Source organism: Bacillus sp. SDLI1, from assembly GCF_001553895.1.
Taxonomy (GTDB): domain Bacteria; phylum Bacillota; class Bacilli; order Bacillales; family Bacillaceae; genus Bacillus; species Bacillus siamensis.
The window spans coordinates 1699889-1718026 of the sequence record NZ_CP013950.1; the positions used below are offsets into that span (position 1 = coordinate 1699889).

The following is an 18138-nucleotide window of genomic DNA, read 5'->3' on the forward strand; positions in this document are numbered from 1 at the left end:
ACATCCCGGAAAGCTTTGGAGCATCAGGAGGCTTTCATCCATCTCTGCATTCAAATCAGATAAAAATTTAATGATGATGGCGGCCGTCCGTCTGCTCAATTTTTGCCTGACAAAGGATTGCATTGTCGTGATTATGAGCTGCTGTTTCCATTTGAATCGTTACATGCGTAATGCCTTTATCTCCAAGCTCATGTTCAATTTTGCGTAAAATATGTTCGCTTTCTGAAATGGTCAGCTGATCGTCAACAACAGCGTGGCAGGAAAGAGCATTCAACCCGCTTGTGATAGACCATATATGTAAATCATGAATATGCTGAATGCCCTCTGTCTCTTCAATCGTATGGATGATGTCAGTCACGTCAATATTTTCCGGAGTTCCTTCCATTAATACGTGAATGGAATCTTTCGTCACATGGTAACCGCTTCTTAAAACAAGAACAGCTACAATGACACTGGCCAACGGGTCTGCCCAGCCCCACCCGAAGAAGATGATAAGCACCGCAGCCAGAATGGCACCTACAGAGCCGAGCATATCACTGATTACATGTAAATAAGCTCCCCTTATGTTCAGGTTATTCTTTGTATCTCCGCCGCTCAGCATAATCCAAGCGACCAATATATTCACAGCTAACCCGATGATACTAATGATAAGCATGCCCGTTGTTGCCACTTCTGGCGGATGAGAGAAACGTTTGATTGCTTCATAAATGATATAAAGGGAAATCAATATTAAGGCAACACCGTTTATCACAGCTGCGAGAATCTCAAATCGTTTATAGCCGAATGTCTTATGATGACTTGCCTTTTTTTCGGCCAATTTAAAAGCAATCAGAGCAACCATTAATGAGATTGAGTCACTCAGCATATGACCGGCATCTGACAAAAGCGCTAAACTATTGGTTACAAATCCACCTATCGCTTCTATTATCATATAACCTGTAATTACGATAAAAGAGATCAATAAAACCTTCTTATTGGACCCGCCGGCGTGATTGTGATTGTGACCCATAAAAAATCTCCTCCTTATCTCATACACTGCATTTATTATTTCTTTTCTGTTATGAAGCATTCTAACATGGACACAAAAATAATCATATATGATTATGTGCTCATATATGAATATATAGGTTCTTTACTGAAATGTCAAAATCTTTTTCTATATGATGCTGCAGCGCAATAATGAAACTTGATATCATTGTCTTATCATCAGCTTGGGAGGTTATATTTTTATGAAACCGCGGGTTACAGTCATCACTTTAGGCGTAGATCATCTGGAACGATCACCTCGCTTCTATCGGGACGGCCTCGGACTGCCTACTGGGGGAATAGTCGGAAAAGAGTTTGAACATGGCGCCGTTGCCTTTTTTGACTTACAAACAGGACTGAAACTCGCCCTTTGGAATCGTAAAGACATCGCACATGAGACAAACATTGCTTTAACTGCACCAAGCCCGGCAGAATTTACATTAGGACATAATGTTACGAGTAAAGCTGAAGTCGATAAAGTCATGGAACAGGCAAAACAGGCAGGAGCGACGATAACTGATCCCGCTCATGATACTTTTTGGGGCGGATACTCCGGTCACTTCCAAGACCCCGACGGGCACCTATGGGAAATCGTTTGGAATCCGCATTGGGATATAACTGAATAACGGAATGTTCATCAGTGAAAAACAGATAGGCCAGAGCAGTGTTTTTCCTGCAAGACCGTTCTTGACACATCACTGACGGCAGGGCTAAAAATAAAAACACACCTGAATGTTCTGGTGTGTTCCAACTGGATGATGTTCAGCACTAAGCGTTTTTATTTTGTGTAACAAAACGAATAAACTATTGATTGGATGGCGGTATGCTTTGCGGAAAACGAAATACATTTTCGGGATCGTATTTCGCCTTTATTTTTCGAAGCCTTGCAAAGTTTGAGCCATAATATGCTTTTCCGAAATTTTCAATATTCTGATCCGGAACATTAACGTATGAACCAGTTACATATGGTTTCAACAGCTGACGCACTCTTTCAACTGATGCAAGGTTCGAGGCTTCTTGTGATTTATTTTTCCAACTGGCCGTCCATTCCGTATAAAACAATGGACGGCGCCAAAAGAAGGCTGTTTCGCTGCTGGGAACTCTGCTTATCGCACCGCCCCAATTGATAAAAAAGAAATTTGTTTCTGTTCCGGTGGCTTTTTCTAAAAATTGTCTCATCACTGAAATAGGTTTTTCCGGCCAAAGATTTAGCGCCCACGCCGAGGAGAATTTAACACTCTGATCAGATCTTCCCGGGATCGGTTCATCAGGGTCCAGGAAATCTATGCAATCCGGATAGTATAATGTTTTGATAATTGTCCGTGTCGGGGTTCCGGCATTTAATAAAGGATTTAATAATTGAATCAGCTCAGGTTTTGAACCGAGGAACAATCCTTCCGCATGGCACAAGCCATTTACTTTGCTGTAAATCTCAAGGTAGCACCCCAATCGTTCGTCTGTAGACGGCGCCCACTTTTGCCAAGCTTTAAAGACCGTCTCCAACTGCTCCCATGGCCAAATAATATTAAAGACGGTTGCGGTTTTAGGAGCACGGTGAACTTTGAACGTGTATTGGGTATTATATCCGAAGTTGCCTCCCCCGCCGCCTCTGGAAGCCCATAGTAAATCTTCATTGTGAGATTGATTTGCTTGAATGATCCTGCCTTTTGCATCTACCATTTTCAGTGCGAGAAGGTTATCACTTATCAGGCCGATTGATCGTGAAAGCACTCCAAATCCGCCGCCCATCGTAATTCCTCCGATCCCCACTGTCGGACTGTCTCCAAACGGAGCCATAAAACCATCCCGGGCCAATCCTTTCACAAGCGGGCCAACGTGAATGCCGGTTTGAACGGTTGCAATCGCGTTTTTTTCGTCTAATAAAACTTTATTCATGTCACTCACATCAATAACTATTCCATCACTTACGACTGAAAGGTTTCTATCCAGAGCATGGCGGCCGCTTCTGACACGCAAAGGCACATTATTCTCACGCGCCCATTTAATCGCATTACTTACATCGTATGAATTTTGTGCAAAAACAAAGACGAGCGGACAGACATCAACATAAGGGTTCCAATTCTTAACCGCCTGCGCATAGCCGGGGTCCCCTTTGAAGATGACGCGCCCTGTTAACTGTGCTGATCCCATCTGTTTCACTCCCCATAAACATTTGATTCCGATTCCAGTATATGCAGGATGTGGACAAATTCTTAGACGGATGATCTGCTGACTTAAAAATAAACAGAAATACGCGAAGATGATATAAAAACACAAAAAAGACAAGAGCGGCAGGCTGCCAAAACTCTTGTCTCTCCTATCTTTTTAATATGATTGGCGTGATATACTGCCTTGGCTATGGAAGCTCATAGGAAAGTTTTTGTTTGCCCTGCTATGCGTCCTTTTTGCCGCACCAGCTGAGTAATCTTCCTGTTTGATCCTCCAACAAGAATCTTTTTCTTTATCGTTTTTGCAGCCTTGGGCCGGAATTTCTCTTATTTTTTCTTCTTGTGTTTACGTTTGCAATCATGTTTTTTCTCTTTCTTATGATGTTTTTTACATTTCGCTTTTGCTGCTGCTTTTGCCGCTTTTACCTTTGCTTCTGCTGCTGCTCTTTCTGCTTCTGCTGCTCTGGCTCTTGCTTCTTCCGCTCTTGCTATTGCCTCTTCCGCTCTTGCTCTCGCTTCTTCTTCTCTAGCAGCTTCTGCTCTTGCTTCGTCTTCCGCCATATCAAAATCATGGCCAAGGTCACAGGCTTCGTCGTATGGTTTTTTCTGAACGTGTTTATCACCTGGGTTATAATACATGAACTACCACTCCTTCTCATATTTTTTAATCTCTTCATACTATGTAGATAAAAGACTCCAGCTTGGATTATTCATTTGGTTAACCAACACATTTCAGCCGCTATTTTCATTTATCCATACAACAAACTCTGGATGCCTGCAATAAACTTGAAAAATAATAAGCGGCGAAAACCACAAAAAACCAAGGGGCTGAACCCTTGGTTTTTTGTGAGGCTGAGAGATGCTGCACGCTGCAGCCTTCTTCTGTACCGACATTTTTGACTTTTAATTTGCTTGCTGTGTTTGTTTTACCGGTTCTTTGCTAAAAAGTCCAACAATGTTCCACAAGACAACTACTGAAGCTATTATTAAACGAGCAGTGTTAACTTCTTGGTTGGTCAATAATTTATAACCATATATTGATCCCAATGCAACTATACAAAAAATATTGAACCATTTACTCCAACGCAATTAGAAAACTCCTTATCAAATGATAAAATTTCCAAACAATGTATTATAATATTAACAAAATTTTTCAATATTTAACCTTAAACCTTTCTTAATTTCGGTTTATCATTACAGGCTAGACCCAGACATCATTTTCAGCTGTTTGATCAGTTATTTCTTGCCCGGTATTCACAACACCCTTAGGTTCTACAAGCAAAATTTTACACTCTGATTCTGCATAAGGTTTATGTTCAGCATTTTTCGGAATGACAAACATTTCACCTTCATTTAATTTTACTTCTCCATCACGAAATTCAATGATTAAATTCCCCTCAATAACAATAAAGACTTCATCTGTTTCCTCATGCTTATGCCAAACAAAGTCCCCTTGTACTTTAACAAGTTTAAATTGATAATCATTCATTTCAGCAATTACTTTTGGAGACCATTGATCTTGGAATGCAGCTAATTTCTCTTGAAAATTAATCGGATTATATTTCATTCTTTCACCTTCCCCTGTAAAACTAAAGACATCATATTTCCGCCTTTGTTCTTCTCCTGATTTTAACTAGTCCCAAATGAAAGGCCGCTCCGCTTCAGCAGTTCTGAGATAGTCTAAAAGTTGACCGGTATGTACTGACTCATGATAATCAATGTCCCCCAGTTCGCAGACATATCCAACATCAGACCTATTAATCTTTATATTTGTTAAATCTGGTTCGTTTTAAAATTCGATGAATGTCAAAAACTCGGTCCAAAACGGTTTTGCAAATATGTTTTAGTAACATTTGATGATAAAGAAATTCTGCTTCTAAAACATGCCTTATCATTTCCTTACACGACATGGCTTCGGAATCCGGGCGCCAGTCCATTCTTTCCTTAGGGATAGCTGTCCACAAACTTGATGCTTCGCCGTCTCACTTATTTTTAAACCATTCTCCTTCTTCCCGGAAAAACCTCTTCAATTAAAGAAGATATTTTTTCCCAACCCGCTGGATTGATAAATCAAACAATTTTTAAGATAAAGAGATATCCATTCATCCATACAATAGACTCTGGCTGAACATATACTGAATGATAGTTTTCATTAGAAAGGAGACATCAGCTTTGGCAAAATATCGGATCATGACCTTTGATGGGGGAGGTACGTTAGGTGCTTTAAGTTTACAGCTATTGAACAGACTGGTTAAACAAAATCCCACTTTAATAAGCCGGACCCACGTGTTTTCAGGAAATTCAATCGGTTCATTCACTGCCCTTGCATTAGCCAGCGGAAGATCGCCGCATGAGACATTCCGCTATTTTAAGGAAAAAATCCTGCCCGCATTCAGCGTTTCCCGGCCGGGCGGACCCGTTTTCAATCAACAATTACCATATTCCGGTTTTATTAAAGCGGTACGGAATTTTTTCCCGGCAGATCTTCGCCTCAAAGATTTAAGAAAGCGAATTGTTGTCCCTTCATTCAAATTATACTCTCCAAAACTGGATCGCTGGACTCCTGTATTATTTCACAACTTTCCCGGCTCTCCCTATTTAAATGAGAAAGTGAGTGATGTCATACTGCGGAGCAGCGGTGCCCCTGCGACGCAACGCGCCTATCAAAACTATGTGGACGGATATGTAGTAGCAACGAACCCCAGTACAGCCAGTATCGCGTTTGCAGTTGGTAAAGCCAACGTGCCATTGGATCAAATTGCGGTATTGTCCATCGGAACAGGTGAAGCCCCGACCCGTTTAAGAAGAGATACGAGGGGATGGGGAATGGTAAGTGCAGATAACATACGTCCCGAAAACCTGAAGAACCTTCCTCCAAATTGGGGAGTCCTTTTGGACAGGTCGCCTAATGAACCTTTACTGCCATTTCTTCAGATAATTGCTGGCGGAAATGGTTACTATGAATCCATGGTCAGTGCGAATCTTCTGGGAGATCGTTTTTTCCGATTAGATCCGCGGATTCCGAACTTCTCCAAAACGGACCCTGCCGTCGTTCCCGCTGTCATTGAAATTGCGAACAAAACCAACTTACAGCCTGCGATTGAATTCATAGAGAAAAACTGGAACAACAAATAAGAACGGACAAAATACCAAGGGTGGAAAAACCCTTGGTATTTTTAGATGCGGCGGAGAGGACTGCTTAATATGAAACTGAATCGGTCTCCGGCTTTTGCTCTTTTTTTATTTTCACTGTTTCAGGCAGTAAGAAAGTAAATATTGCCGCCCCAAACAAAATAATAATTGAGAAATAAAAAGAAAGATCATAGTTACCCATTTCACTATAAAGAAAACCCGGTACATAAGCTCCCAGCGCCGATCCTATCTGATGGCTCAGGAATAACCAGCCTAAAATAAAACCAACTGAATATTGTTTAAAATATTGCGTGGCTAACATTTGGGCAGGAGCTACAGTTGCAAAATCAACCAGCCCAAACAGAATTGCAAAAATAAGTAATATAACCGGATGATGACTGTATAACAGGATGCAAATTGATAATGCGCGGATGACATATAAAAGAATAAGCATCTTTTTACTGCTCCAGCGGTCTGCCGCAATTCCTGAAATGATTATCCCCAAAATATTAAATCCCGCCAACACACTAACTGCAGCACTGGTTACACTTGTTGAAAACCCATGGTCATGAGAAAAAGGAATAAAGTGAGTATCCATCAGGCCTGTAGTTGTAAAACCGCATATCGCAAAGGGTAATATTAAAAACCAGAATTGTTTCTTGCAAAATACTTCCCAAACAGAAAAGCCGGTCGTATGCTGCCCACTTCCAGCTTCTTCTTTCATAAAGCCGCCCATAGGAGATAACCCCATCTCGCCGGGATGATTCCGTAAAAATAACAGGATGACAGGAAACACAATAACCATTAAAAGCAGACCCAAAATCACTACAGTTAACTTCCAGTCAAACCATTGAATCAAAATGAGAGAGCCGGGAACAAGAAGCATCTGACCAGCGCCAAACCCCGCCTCCATAATTCCAAAAGCAAGCCCGCGTTTTTCATTAAACCAATTTGTAACCACAACTGTTGCGGCTACATTAGATGCCCCTCCAACACCGATGGAGATAACAACTCCGTAAAGGATAAATAATTGCCATGGATGATTCACAAAAGAAGTTAAAATAAAGCTAAGCCCGACCAAGAAAGTGCTGACTGACAAAATCATTTTGGGGCCTAGTTTATCAACCAGCCTCCCTATTATGGGCTGAGATAGGCCATATATGATAAAACTCAGAGTAGAAATAAGTGAGATTGTTCCTCTGTTCATAGAAAAATCTTTTTCCCACGGTTCAACAAAAGCTCCAAATGAAAGACGTGCCCCTTGAACCACTAATAAGGTTAAAAAACTGACAAAAACAATGATCCATGCGTAGTGATATTTTATTCGCATCCTATCCCCCCTCACTTTTATTTATAATTCCAAATCCCAGCGCTCTTCTATTAAATTTGATCCCCATAAAGGTTTCTCTTCATGAACTTCTGTCATTTCGAATCCGGTTTTTTTATACAATGGCCGGGCTGTTGACATGTCTTTTACCGTCCAAAGAAATATGCGCTCGTATCCATTTTCTTTACAATATTGAACAAGTGCCTTCATCAGACGGCTGCCGACACCTTTTCTTTGAAAAGACGGATCGACTAAAAACCATCTTAACTGTCCTGTTTTTTCACCGTCATTCACTAAGCCGATACAACCCGCAAATGTATTCCCGCTTTCCGCCACCCATATTTTTTCAATATCAGCTTTAAACGTATCGCGAAGATAAGATAAGAATGTGTCATCCCACCCATGGGATTTGGCATAAAATAATCGCTGTTTTTCAATTATGTTTTTGACATCCTCTGAAGTATAATAGTCTCTTATTGAAATCGGAGATTCTTTATCATAAAAAGAATGCTGCAAAATGTGTTGAATGGTTTCCATTGAATCTACAAGTTTTTCTTGTTCCTCTTTGTCTATGCATTCAAGGATATATTCAACTTGCTGATTGGCTTTTTTCTCCAGACTTTTATAAAGACTTTTCCCTGACTCGGTGACATAAAGGAAATGATTACGTCCGTCTTCTTTGCATTTTTGCTTATATATGAATCCTTCCTCTTCGAATTTTCTGATAATTCTGCTTACATATCCTCTGTCCAGGTCTAATCTTTCTTGAATGATTTTTGCTGTACAATCGGGCGTATTATAAATTTCGTATAAAATCCTGGTTTCTGTTAAAGAGAATGGACTGTCATAAATATGTTCATTCAGAAAACCCAGAATATCTGTATAAAATCTATTAAATTGTCTGAATGCCAAAACACGTTTTGTTTCCAAATTGATGTACCTCCTCCAAAAGATTGACTTAAGCAACTTTTTCCATCGTAATCGAATCAGTTGCTTAAGTCAACTATATTTTTCATTCCTTCTACCTTTTTTGTAATGAGCACTTTTGATTTCTAAAAAACAAAAATCAACGGCACTGTTTCATCGGAGAACCGTTACGCACCGCCATAAATTCTTTTTTACTTCAAGTTCCTTTTACAAATTTTGAAAAACTCATTGACTATTCAGTTGAACTGTATTACATTATTATAAAGTTGAACTATATAGTCGAACTGAATAGAGGGTGAGGATATGAAACATAAATTATTACCGCTGTCTGAAACCATGCATTACATTTTATTAGCTCTGCGTGAGCCGCTTCATGGCTATGCCGCTATGCAGAAGATAGAAAAGATGAGTAACGGTACTGTTATTTTAGCGGCCGGCACATTATACGGCGCGATTGAAAACTTGAATAAGCATGGCTGGATTGAGCCTGTCGGAGAGTCGGGCCGGAGAAAAGTCTATATGATCACTGCGGAAGGAAGCGCCATTTTAAAAATGGAACAAAACAGGTTATTGCATATTTTATCCCTGTACGAAGGAAGTGAATCGAATGAAGAAATTTAAGATGTTTTTTGATATTGAAAAAGAGGAGCAATGGCTGAACGAGCAATTACAAAACGGCTATCGTTGTACAAATATTAGCGGATTAGGAATATACACCTTCGAAAAAACCGATAAGAGATATGTAATGCGAGTGGATTATCAAGATTATTTATCAATGAAAAAGTTCAAAGATTACAAAGGAATTTATGAAGACTTCGGCTGGAGTTATATAAATGGCCCGTGGGGGCTTGGAACTCGATATTGGCAAAAAGAAGATGATGGTCAAAATGAAATCTTCTCGGATCGCCAATCAAAGAGTAATTATTATAAAAGATTAATGAGTTATTCATTAAGTTTTGGTTTCCTGTGTTTGTTTATTTCTTATATGTTTTACAAGGATTCAGGTTTATATTTAGCCGAAGGTCTGTGGAGTATGGAAGGCTCAATGTTTTGGAAAGCATTTTTATTTGAAACTCCATTTGCCCTTTTGAGGTCGCTTCCCGCCCTTATGGCTGTTATCTTCGGCATCAGTTTCTATAAAGCGTATCGAAAGTATTCAATGTTAAAAGAAGAATAATGCGGGGAAGTTACATTCAAAAAAGTAATGAAGGATCATGTACCTGCCACAGTCGGGCGCTTTAACGCCCTGAATTCACTGACAGATCAGACGGCTTATTTAAAACAAAAAATACCAAGGGCGTTAAAACCCTTGGTATCATTGGGGTGCGGCTGAGACGGCTTAAACCTTCACAGAGATAGTGACGTTTTTAAAACAGATGAAGCAAAACATTCTTGCAACCAGCTCTTCTATTCGTTTCATCCCGAAATGATCCTCCCCTGTTTAGCGGGGATTTTTTTCATTCGAGGCTTTTGGAAATATATCATAGAATGTTGCATGTTAGACTGGATACAATTTAAATTTTCAGAAAAATATCCATTCAAGTACAGCGCCTATAATGTTAATGCTTTTGCAGACAAAGCAGCTTTCAATCTTCGTATCCCTTCTTCTATTTCTTTCTCAGCTAAATTTCCGTAACCTAAAATAATTTTGTTTTTATGAACCCCTTTCTGGATTGTATGGCGTTCAACCGGGTAAATTTTAATTTTATGCTGATCTAACTTTTTCAGCACCTGTTCAGAAAAAATGACATTTTCAAAACTGGCTATTAAATGGAGACCTGTCGAATCCCCAAATATCTTGACCTCATCTCCAAATTCACGATTCAGACTTTGTTTTAAAGCCTCACGACGTTTCTTATACACTTTTTTCATTTTACTAATATGGTGTTCTAGATAACGATCCTCAATAAAGTTTGCAAGTGTAAGCTGCTCCAGGGAAGAGGTATGAAGATCTGTAAACCATTTTAGATTCTTACACTTCTCAACGAGAGAACCTAGTATTTAGTAATGGAACAGATGAATTAATTCGTATCATATGCAGAGCCTTTCTAGGGACAGGGACAAATGCTGTTTTATCAAGCCTTTCTTTTCCTCAATATAAAAGGTATGCAGTTATGGAAGGTGCCGATATTCATGAAGTTCCACATGTAAATGGACGGCATCATATAGAAAAAATGATTGATGCGGTTGATGACAATACACGGGTTATTTGGATCTGTAATCCTAACAATCCGACAGGGGAGTATGTACGCGAGCAAGAACTTATACATTTACTAAATTCAGTTAACCAAAATGTTCTTGTAGTATGTGACGAGGCTTATTATGAATATGTTACCTATTGATAATGGAACGTCTTGGACACGGTTCAGTTGCCTTTACAACGGACACATATTACATCTTTTGAACCTCCACCGCTTATTCACCCGCTGGGCCCTCAATAAAGTGATGATGTATTTGTGAGTCGTAAAAGTGTATAATACCAGCTTTTTAATCGGGCTGGTTATTATTTTGTTGTTGAGATGTCCCTAATTGAAAAGCTGACTCCACAACAAACTCCATTTTTTCACCACTTCACCCTCTTCATATCCAAAAAACCTTTAATTGATTAGCGTACAAGTTCCCCATATAGAAAATAAAAAGCCAGCTCTCCTTCGGGAGAAGAACTGGCATAACAAAGCTTCTTGCTTCTTATTTTGCTGTATTGCTCGGACCTTTTAATTTCTCTTCGTTCTTGCGTCAATGTTTTATTTTTAGGACACAACCAATAAAATAATGACGATCGAGAAGCTGCAGTCATTGCTGCTGGGATAATCCCGGATTATTCTGAGTCTGTATGTCGAGTAGTCGGTCAATTAAATGGATGTTTTTTTCATTCCTTTTCTGTTTGCTCCATTTTCCACCACAGTGAATCTTTTGGATTTTCAACAGCTTCTTGAAACTCAGCTTTAGAAGCAACTGTTGGGTAAGAACCTTTTAAAGATTTACCGGAAGTATCTTTAAATAAGGTTAACACAACGATTAAGCCAATTAAACTAACTGCCAATAAATAGAAACCCGGCGCCAAATTGTTTCTTGTCACATGGGTTAACCAAGAAGCAACTAAAGGTGTTGTTCCGCCAAAAATAGAAACCGATAAGTTGAATGTCCAGGATAAAGTACGATATCTAATGTCAGTATGGAACAACGTAGGTAAAGATCCTGGCATAGTACCTTCGTATACAGATAATACAATACCTAACAATAAAAGTCCTATAAATAAGAATGTTATACTCCCCATATTAAGAAATTGGAAAGAGATAATCGAAAATACAATTCCTAATACTAATCCAATTGTTATAACTTTTTTATTTCCTATTTTATCTCCCAGTTTACCAAAAGTTAAAGCGAACGGTACCATAATAATCAATACAATTGCTGTAACCGGTGTACTTATATTATCACTCATACCAAGGTTCTCATCTAAATAAGAAGGCATATAACCTAACAATAGATAATTGGTTATATTGAAAAACGCCACAAATACGATACATAAAAAGATATCTTTTTTATATGTTTTAATTACTTCTAATAAACCTGGTTGTTGTTCTTGGTTTTCAGAGATGTCACTTTCAAAGATTGGTGATTCATCTAAATGACTTCTCAAATATAAACCAAATAATCCGATTGGAATACTTAAGAAGAAAGGAATTCTCCATCCCCAACTATTCATTTGAACATCAGATAAAGTCCAGAAAAGTACTGTAACTAAAACAGAAGCTACTATATAGCCAGATAATGTGCCGATTTCTAAACCACTGCCTAACCTTATACGTTTATTATCTGGAGAAGATTCTGCGATATATACCATTGCACCAGCGTACTCTCCACCCACAGAAAAACCTTGCAGAATACGAGCTAAGAGTAATAATATAGGGGCCCATACACCAATCTGATCATAGGTAGGAAGTACACCAATTATTAAAGTAGATAAAGCCATCATTAAAATAGTAATTGTTAATACCATTTTCCGGCCAAATTTATCACCCATTTTACCAAAAATAATTCCGCCTACCGGTCTAAGTAAAAAGGCAATTGCAAATGTAGCAAAAGTAAATATTAACTTTAATTCATCGTTTTGAACCGGACTGAAAAAGTTTTTACTAATAATAACTGCCAAATAAGAATATAAAGCAAAATCAAACCATTCCATCGCGTTTCCTATCCCTGTAGCAAACACGCTTTTCTTCGCTTTTTGAATGTCTACAACGTTAATTTTTTTCTTGTTGAACTTCATTTAATAATATCAACTCCTTAATGATCAAATCCACATGATACAAGCGGATAAACGGTCCAAGCGTGCAATCCCAGAATGTATAGCGTAATGCTTCTCTAAAAGTCTGGGGGTTTCTGTTTCACCTGATGGAGAGCTAATGGCATAGTGGCTGATTGGTTCAACTGGACCTTAAAAGACTGGACCAATATCCATCTCAGCGCCAAATATCATTGTAAACCAAGAAAGAAGGATGAAATTCAGTTATTTCGCTGGTTTCCTTCACTTATTTTTGCCGATTGGACTAAAAATAATACAAAAAGCAACAAAAAGAGAAACAACCAACAGATCATACAAGCCAAAGTGGTTAGTGATATATCCTTGGGCTGTGGTTGGTATTTTCTGCAGACTATTTAGAGAAATGATTCCCCTTCATACAGCTCTATTGTGAATATTATCACAATCGAAAAAAAACTTTTATTTCTTCAAAGTATCCTAAACCTTTATTTTAGTTCTTCCATTACGTCTTCCAATATGTTTATTATGTGTTGCAGATAGATTGAGGTGATTCCTAAGTATTATTTACTGATCCTATCTTTATTACCCCGCAATCAGGTGAAACAAAACATTATAAACGTAGCATACCTTTTTAAAACCTGACAAGCCCAACAGGGTGATAAAAACCCGGCTAAAGCCAAGCTAATCAATGGATAGAAGAATTTTTTTTTGTTTTTCCCAAGGAATAACCGTCTGCGTTTAATCTAGCCCATTAGAAAGAAAAAGAGCAGGAGTCATCCTGCTCTTTCATTCAAAACTTTAATATGTATGATGAATTTCGTGTACCTCGATACATTAACTTTTTTCTTTTTTCATACCGCCATCATCAATAATGCATTATAAAATCAAAGATATTTTTTCCTATTAAGATAACAGTAACTAAAATAAATAACATTCTCACATAGGTAACACCTTTTTTAATTGCGAAGTTCGATCCCACAAGTGCTCCTAATATCATTGATATACCCATTGGTATACCATATAAAAAATTAATTTTATGAAGAAAAAGAAACATAATTAGAGCTGCAATGTTACTGCCGAAATTAAGAAATTTTGCATTTCCTGCAGATTGTAAAAAATCGAAGCCTATTATCAAAAAGGCAAATAAAATAAATGAACCCGTTCCTGCACCTAAAAATCCATCATAAAAACCAATAGCCAATATTACAAAAGAAAAAAGAATGGCTTTTTTCCAAGTCAGTTTTTTATAAGTAGATTCATTACCCCAGTTTTTCTTCAAAATAGTGTAAATAGCTACACCTACTAAAAGAATTAATATTAATGGTTTTAATAATTCAGATGAAATAAAATTGACAACTAAAGCACCCAATAAGGACCCTATAAAAACAATCGGAAACAATTTAGATACTAACTGAAAATTAACTTTTCCTGATCTTATAAAGGAAATCGTACTCGTTAATGTACCCATTGTACTGGCTAACTTATTAGTAGCGATAGCAACTGAAGGCGGGAGACCTGAAAATAACAAAGCTGGTATAGAGATCAGTCCTCCTCCTCCCACTACTGAATCAATAAAAGAAGCAAGAAATCCGAAACATACTACTATTAATAGTGTATAAAAATTAATATCCTCCACTTACAAAATCCTCCCCATAATGGTAAATAAGTATGTAAATATTCAGAATTTAACTAAAAGTATTTTACTTATCAGCTGAAAAATTCAACCTTTATCTGTATTTTAATTATATACTGGGAATTCCCTCTAGAGTTTTTTTCATATAACTAGTTAGGATTCTTTCTGTAAGTTTTTGAGGCGTTTGACTGCAGAAGGAGTACAGCGTCCTCAAAACAAGTTTTTCATATGATGAGGAGCTTTTAAAGAGGAGCCAATCACCATATAAGTTGCCCCCCATTTCTTGAACTCGCTTCATTTTATAAATGATTAAATCTTTTTTATTTCAATCCCCTGATGATTTAATTCCAGTATATAAAAATTTTTTATAAAATTCCACATCTTATCCATTTCCTTTAGGTGACACGTATGGATTCGTTCAAAAACACACCCAAAATTCAGGTGTGTTTCAAAAAGGCACTCAAAATTGTAAATCCATATCACTTGTAATGAAGGTTTGTTGCACTTTCTAACTCCACATTCATCATTTCTATATGTTTGGATAAGTTGGGTTAATAACAATTGGTTAACAAAAACCACCCTTACTTTCCAACTTCTATTCCCATTACGTTCAATTTATTACCTATCCTTCACCAATTTTTTTGGAAGCCCACAAAATATTTAGTTATGTCGCCGATCAATGGATTGATTTCATTGATATGAAGATCGTTTTCCTTATTAGCATCTCCGATGTGCTGGAACATGCCAGCTTATCCGATTCATATTTTAGAAGAAAACGACCTTTCTTTTTTGTTTTAATCTTAAGATAAATCATCATTATCTGTTTCAAGATACTGGTCTTTTTTCTTTAAAGTAAGGGCTAAAATGAAAGAGACCACCGCAAAGACAATTGCTGCACGATAAGCTGTATGAACACCTTGGGTCATACTTTGTATGTTCAACACCGTTTTGTTGACTTCGTTTGTATGTTGAATATAATGCTGCGAAGCCGCAGCCATAATACTTGTATAAAGAGCCGGACCGATTGCACCAGATACTTGGTTAATGGTATTAGAGATTGCTGATCCATGAGCATGCAGCTGTTTAGGAACTTGATTCATCCCAAGAGTCATCACAGGCCCTATACTCAACCCTACTCCAATTGTAAATGCTGCATAAAGAATGGCAGCTGTTGTCGTAGTCGTTTCGTTTGAAATCTGAGTGAATAAACTTAAAACGATCATTAAAAAAATTAAACCAATGATGATCAGCGGTTTAAAACCAACCTTATCAAACAATCTCCCGCCAATCATCGCTGTAAGTGCCAGCGTGATTCCGCCAGGCAGCATAAGAAATCCAGTTTCTACTGGTGTCAAGCCGGCAGCTGTTTGAAAGTAAAGAGGTAAAATAAGCATCATCGAGAACTGAATCATCATAATGAGAAACATCAGAAACATCGCTCTTGAAAAAACGGATGACGTAAATGGTTTCATGCTGATCATAGGTGACGAAAGCTTCGTTTGCTGTCTGACGAAGAATGCAAGAGCCAGCACCCCAACGACAAGCGTAATCCATACGATTGGGTTTCCCCATCCAGATGCTTCGCCAGCTGTACTAAATCCATAAACAACTCCGCCAAACCCAACTGTCGAAAGAATCACGGATGGAATGTGAATCGTCGGTTTAGATGTTTCAGACACATTTCGAAGCTTAAAGACAGCTATTATCAAAATGAGCACCGCTGCAATCAAAAGCCCCAAGAAAACGATTCGCCATGAATAATATTGAATAATTAAACCAGAAATGACAGGTCCGATCGCTGGAGCAAATAAAATCGCTACGTTGAAAATTCCCATCACAGTTCCGCGTATACTTACCGGTACAAGTGTTAACATTGTACTCATGACTAATGGTAAAACAATACCTGTTCCCAATGCTTGAATCATACGGCCAATAAAGAGTAAAGAGAAAAATGGCGTAATAAATCCAATCAATGAACCGATCACATATAAACACATCGCTGTGATAAACAGCTGCCTTAGTGTAAACCGTTGAATTAAAAAGGCTGAGACCGGTACGGATATTCCGATGATAAGCATATAGCCGGTTGACAGCCATTGTGCGGTGCTTGTTGTAACGTGCAATGTTGAAATGATGCTGGGCAATGCCACATTCATTACAGTTTCACTGATTAGGCATAGGAAATTCCCTAAAATTAAAATGAAGAGAATGACTTTGCTTTGTGTACTCATTTTTTCATTTGTTGTCATGACTTTTCACCTCTTATATCGAAAATAGCTTGTTCGCTGATTACCTTCAAGGAGCAATACTTTTTTCGTCAGGGACAGTGCAGAAACGCCTTCGATCCAAGAAGAACCCATTGCCTTGTTTCTTCCGTTTCATTTCCCTATCGTATACACGGCTTCACTGGTTTTTATTTTACAGATATCACCTCTTCTAAAACATTAGCTGGTTTAGTGAGTTTCCAACCTAGTAAGATAATAATCAAACCTAAGGTGATAAGAAGATATAATGCAGGAACAAAACTTCCTAAATAATCATGAAGAAAACCGATGATAAACGGACCCACTGCACCAATCATATATCCAATCGCTTGAGTCATCGCTGACCAAGTACTTGCTTCTATAGATGAAGCTGTTTTATCTATTGGTAATAATAAGGTTAGCGAGACAAGACCACCGCCGCCAATCCCTAAACATATACTTGAAACAACAGGTGTTAAGTTCGTAAAACATAAAAGGGATAAACCAATCATCACACTCAGGGTAAAGAATGTAATCCAAAATCTTCTGCTTGGTATTACCCTCAAGAGACTAGGCAATAAAAGCGTAGCCGGCAGCTGCGCAAGCATAGATATTGTACCGATAAGACCTCCAAATGCTGAAGTTCCTCCTTTTTCCTCTACAATTGCCGGCAGCCAAGCTGCAAAACAATAAAATAAAAGAGTTACCAAACCTACAAAAGAAGTTAATAACCAGGCCTCTTTATTTTTTAAAGGTAAGGACGCACGCCTCTTTTGTGACGCTTTATTTGTGTGATGATGAGCGTATTTTGTCACTATAAACCAAAGTGGAAGAGCGAATAGCGCAAAAATACTCCAGAATGCTAATCCGTTTTTCCATGAATCATTGAGCAAGCGTTGAAGCGGTGTCGTCAGCCCAATAGAAATAGATGCACCAACGACCATTGAAGTAGAATATATGCCTATCATAGATGCTGCCTTCTCCGGAAAGTAACTTTTAATGAAGCCAGAGAGCAGAGGGCTGACAATCCCAATTCCTGCACCTATAAACAAAGCCGTTATTAATAGGTATATTGAGGAATTTGAAAAGAAACGCAGAAACGTTGCAATACCTATACAGGCTATAAAGAATGTGATAATTTTCTCTGATTGATAGCGATTGGCTAAACGACCAGCAAATAACGAACAAAAACCAAAACATAATAAAGGAATAGAAGTGAGTAAACTTGCTGACGCAGAACTCATGCCTAGTTCCTTCGTTATTCCGTGTAATACCGGGCTGACTGAAGTGATACCCGGCCTAAGATTGAATGCAGCTAATATAAGCGCAAATAGAAATAATCTATTACGATTGATCATAGTTGTTACCTCCGATTAATTTCTTAAAGTTTAATTCTCTCTAATGGTACATGAAGT

Annotated in this window: 17 protein-coding genes and 2 pseudogenes; 5 read left to right on the top strand and 14 right to left on the bottom strand. The window is 38.2% G+C overall.

The annotated features are described in order from the left end of the window. Positions 1 to 67: 67 nt before the first annotated feature. On the bottom strand, positions 68 to 1009 hold the full coding sequence (locus AUL54_RS07960) for a cation diffusion facilitator family transporter (protein WP_060963488.1): 942 nt from the start codon (positions 1007 to 1009) through the stop codon (positions 68 to 70). Positions 1010 to 1229: 220 nt separating this feature from the next. Here AUL54_RS07960 and AUL54_RS07965 point away from each other — a divergent pair, with 220 nt between their 5' ends. Continuing rightward, on the top strand, positions 1230 to 1652 hold the full coding sequence (locus AUL54_RS07965) for a VOC family protein (RefSeq protein ID WP_060963489.1): 423 nt from the start codon (positions 1230 to 1232) through the stop codon (positions 1650 to 1652). Positions 1653 to 1830: 178 nt separating this feature from the next. On the opposite strand, the gene AUL54_RS07970 is transcribed toward AUL54_RS07965, so the two are convergent. The 5 genes and pseudogenes from AUL54_RS07970 to AUL54_RS21665 all read right to left on the bottom strand — a co-directional run bounded on the left by AUL54_RS07970 (position 1831) and on the right by AUL54_RS21665 (position 5180). Next, the gene (locus tag AUL54_RS07970) at positions 1831 to 3177 is read right to left on the bottom strand and encodes an FAD-binding oxidoreductase (protein WP_060963490.1); all 1347 of its coding nucleotides are present in this window, start codon (positions 3175 to 3177) and stop codon (positions 1831 to 1833) included. Positions 3178 to 3521: 344 nt separating this feature from the next. Further along, positions 3522 to 3833: a hypothetical protein gene (locus AUL54_RS07975; RefSeq protein WP_060963491.1), complete on the bottom strand. Its 312-nt coding sequence runs from the start codon at positions 3831 to 3833 to the stop codon at positions 3522 to 3524. Positions 3834 to 4097: 264 nt separating this feature from the next. Next, positions 4098 to 4283: a hypothetical protein gene (locus AUL54_RS07980; protein WP_060963492.1), complete on the bottom strand. Its 186-nt coding sequence runs from the start codon at positions 4281 to 4283 to the stop codon at positions 4098 to 4100. A gap of 112 nt (positions 4284 to 4395) precedes the next feature. Next, entirely contained in the window at positions 4396 to 4761 is a 366-nt protein-coding gene (locus tag AUL54_RS07985) for a cupin domain-containing protein (protein ID WP_060963493.1), read from the bottom strand. Between the two features lie 66 nt (positions 4762 to 4827). After that, positions 4828 to 5180, bottom strand: a pseudogene (locus AUL54_RS21665) (DinB family protein). A gap of 186 nt (positions 5181 to 5366) precedes the next feature. Here AUL54_RS21665 and cotR point away from each other — a divergent pair. Then, on the top strand, positions 5367 to 6329 hold the full coding sequence (gene cotR / locus AUL54_RS07990) for a sporulation hydrolase CotR (protein ID WP_016937134.1): 963 nt from the start codon (positions 5367 to 5369) through the stop codon (positions 6327 to 6329). Between the two features lie 64 nt (positions 6330 to 6393). Here cotR and AUL54_RS07995 read toward each other — a convergent pair whose 3' ends face one another. Both AUL54_RS07995 and AUL54_RS08000 read right to left on the bottom strand, forming a co-directional pair. Next, complete coding sequence (locus AUL54_RS07995; protein ID WP_060963494.1) at positions 6394 to 7656, bottom strand: MFS transporter; 1263 nt, start codon at positions 7654 to 7656, stop codon at positions 6394 to 6396. Between the two features lie 21 nt (positions 7657 to 7677). Beyond that, a complete protein-coding gene (locus AUL54_RS08000) occupies positions 7678 to 8583 on the bottom strand; it encodes a bifunctional helix-turn-helix transcriptional regulator/GNAT family N-acetyltransferase (protein ID WP_060963495.1) in 906 nt (301 codons plus the stop codon). 300 nt (positions 8584 to 8883) lie between these two features. On the opposite strand from AUL54_RS08000, the gene AUL54_RS08005 reads away from it, so the two are divergent. Both AUL54_RS08005 and AUL54_RS08010 read left to right on the top strand, forming a co-directional pair. Then, positions 8884 to 9201 (top strand): PadR family transcriptional regulator, encoded by a 318-nt coding sequence (locus tag AUL54_RS08005; protein ID WP_015416893.1) that lies wholly within the window; start codon positions 8884 to 8886, stop codon positions 9199 to 9201. Continuing rightward, on the top strand, positions 9188 to 9757 hold the full coding sequence (locus AUL54_RS08010; protein ID WP_060963496.1) for a DUF2812 domain-containing protein: 570 nt from the start codon (positions 9188 to 9190) through the stop codon (positions 9755 to 9757). The genes AUL54_RS08005 and AUL54_RS08010 overlap by 14 nt, the downstream gene beginning before the upstream one ends. 374 nt (positions 9758 to 10131) lie before the next feature. Here AUL54_RS08010 and AUL54_RS08015 read toward each other — a convergent pair whose 3' ends face one another. Next, a complete protein-coding gene (locus AUL54_RS08015; RefSeq protein ID WP_201025260.1) occupies positions 10132 to 10443 on the bottom strand; it encodes an aminotransferase-like domain-containing protein in 312 nt (103 codons plus the stop codon). A gap of 170 nt (positions 10444 to 10613) precedes the next feature. On the opposite strand from AUL54_RS08015, the gene AUL54_RS20630 reads away from it, so the two are divergent. Next, positions 10614 to 10922 (top strand): aminotransferase class I/II-fold pyridoxal phosphate-dependent enzyme, encoded by a 309-nt coding sequence (locus AUL54_RS20630; protein ID WP_235588416.1) that lies wholly within the window; start codon positions 10614 to 10616, stop codon positions 10920 to 10922. A 527-nt stretch (positions 10923 to 11449) separates the two neighbouring features. Here the strand turns inward: AUL54_RS20630 and AUL54_RS08025 are convergent. The 5 genes and pseudogenes from AUL54_RS08025 to AUL54_RS08050 all read right to left on the bottom strand — a co-directional run bounded on the left by AUL54_RS08025 (position 11450) and on the right by AUL54_RS08050 (position 18081). Beyond that, positions 11450 to 12853 (bottom strand): MFS transporter, encoded by a 1404-nt coding sequence (locus AUL54_RS08025; RefSeq protein WP_060963499.1) that lies wholly within the window; start codon positions 12851 to 12853, stop codon positions 11450 to 11452. A gap of 35 nt (positions 12854 to 12888) precedes the next feature. Further along, positions 12889 to 13258: pseudogene (locus AUL54_RS21670) on the bottom strand (BCCT family transporter); the annotation flags it as partial. 454 nt (positions 13259 to 13712) lie between these two features. Further along, entirely contained in the window at positions 13713 to 14483 is a 771-nt protein-coding gene (locus tag AUL54_RS08035) for a TSUP family transporter (RefSeq protein WP_060963501.1), read from the bottom strand. 797 nt (positions 14484 to 15280) lie between these two features. Then, a complete protein-coding gene (locus AUL54_RS08045) occupies positions 15281 to 16729 on the bottom strand; it encodes a DHA2 family efflux MFS transporter permease subunit (protein WP_060963503.1) in 1449 nt (482 codons plus the stop codon). Between the two features lie 164 nt (positions 16730 to 16893). Beyond that, a complete protein-coding gene (locus AUL54_RS08050; RefSeq protein ID WP_060963504.1) occupies positions 16894 to 18081 on the bottom strand; it encodes an MFS transporter in 1188 nt (395 codons plus the stop codon). Positions 18082 to 18138: the final 57 nt, after the last annotated feature.